Source organism: Bacillus sp. GMs2/2 (assembly GCF_050172095.1).
GTDB classification, from domain to species: domain Bacteria; phylum Bacillota; class Bacilli; order Bacillales; family Bacillaceae_G; genus Bacillus_A; species Bacillus_A cereus.
In genome coordinates, this window is the sequence record NZ_JBNLYE010000540.1 from 1 (window position 1) to 2,129 (window position 2,129).

Below are 2,129 nucleotides of genomic sequence, written 5' to 3' on the forward strand. Positions count from 1 at the left end.
TTTACATCCGGTTACAATGACAAACCAGGTACACATAAAAAATGATGTGCTTTTAGCACATCATTTTTTATTTATAATACATATTTTCCATATCATATTTGGATAGTGGTCGGCTATAATAATAGCCTTGTACAAGCTTCACATTCTTTTCTTTCAAAAACTGTATTTGCTCCTTTTTTTCTACTCCTTCTGCAATTACATTTAATTCTAAAGTATGAGCTAAATGAATAATTGCAGCTGTAATATTCGTATCACGTTCATCTATATGTATACCTTCCATAAAAGAACGATCAATTTTTAAAGTATCAATTGGATATGTTTTTAAATAACTTAAAGATGAATAGCCTGTTCCAAAATCATCTAAATGAATCTTTAAATTTTTCTCTTTTAATTGTAGTAACACTCTCTTCGATATATCTTTATGTATAAGAGCTCCTTCTGTAACCTCTATCGCTAATAAATGAGTTGGTACATTGTACTTATTTAAAGCCCGTGTAATCATCTCTATTAATGTAATAGAACGAAAGTGTCTAGCTGAAATATTAACTGCAATTGGGACCACATCATACCCTTTATTTAACCATTCGCGCAATTGCTGACACACTTGATTTACTACCCATTCATCCAGCTTAATAATAAATCCTGTTCTTTCTGCCAACGGAATAAATTGGTTTGGAGAAACAAATCCTAATTCCTTATTCTCCCACCTTATTAAAGCTTCCATACTAGCTATTTTTTTCGTTTCAATATTAATTTGTGGCTGATAATATAAGAAAAATTCATTTTTTTCTATAGCACGGTGCAACTGGTTTTCTATTATAAACCTTTGTTCACGCTCACAGTCTAATCCACTACAATAAAAATGATAGTGTCCTTTTCCTTTTTCTTTTGCTTTTTCTAAAGCAGCATCGACTCTCTGAAATAGTATTTTTTCATCTTCTCCATCTGCTGGAGCCATTACAATTCCAATTGACGCACTTAAATATACATCTTCTTCTTCGATTACAAAATATTCACTAATATTTTTCAGTATGCTTTTTGCAATTTCCTCTACATATTCTTTCGTTATATTTTCTATCAACATAACAAATTGATCATCGTGTTCTCTAAATAAGTGCATATCTTCTATTTTTAGATTGCTTAAACATTCTGTAACTTTTTGTAATACTTTATCTCCCTCTTTATGACCAAATGTATCATTAATACGATGAAACTCATCTAAATCTATAAATACAAGTGCAAAATTTACACTCTCATTTAAAAAAGTATTTAACTTATTTGTACATGAAATTCTATTCATTAATCCCGTTAACTGGTCATAGTAAGCTAAATATTCTGTTCGCATTTCGTTTAATACTTGCCTTGTAACATCTCTCGTAACAATATAAATCCCAACAATTTCACCGTTCACAATAATCGGGATAGTTCTCAAAGAAATATATAGCTCGTACCCTTCTTTATGAACATATTTCTTTGAAACAATTTGTTTTGCTTTTCCTTGCATCGATCCCTTAAATATAATTTGAAAATCTTTTTCATATTCTTTATTAATGAATTCAAAAATAAATTTATTATTTAATTCCTCATACCGGTATCCAAATATTTCATACGTTGCCGGATTTGCATATGTAACTCTCCCTATAGAATCTATAGATATAATTGAGTCATTATTATATTCCAGTAACGACTTAAATAACATTTGTTTTTCCTCTATCTCTGTCTTCTCCTCAATTTGAGCTGTAATATCTCTTGTAATACAAATAACAAATTGACATATTCCTTCTTCGTCGCAGACAGGATTAAGTGAAGATTCATAGTGTATCTCACCTTTTGGTAAATTGACTACATCACAAAAGGTGTGTGCTTTCGCTTCTCTCACTACTTTTGCATATTGCCTTTGCAATATCCCCGCTATATCTTTTGGTAATACTTCTGCAAAGGTTTTTCCATAGCACTCTTCGCTTAACCTAGCATAATCCATTCCTATTTTATTCACATACATATATTGAAACGTTTCATTATCAATAACTTTCAATATGAATACTAAATCTTGAATAGCATGTAATAATCCTTGTCTAATTAAATCCATATCTATCATACTTAAAAAGGTATTTTGATTACTATATTCT

The 2,129-nt window shown here is 30.0% G+C and carries 1 protein-coding gene; it reads right to left on the bottom strand.

The window, feature by feature from the left end; translation table 11 throughout:
* Positions 1 to 67: 67 nt before the first annotated feature.
* A partial coding sequence (locus ACQGS6_RS27115; RefSeq protein ID WP_426965919.1) for a sensor domain-containing protein occupies positions 68 to 2,129 on the bottom strand: 2,062 nt, incomplete at its 5' end.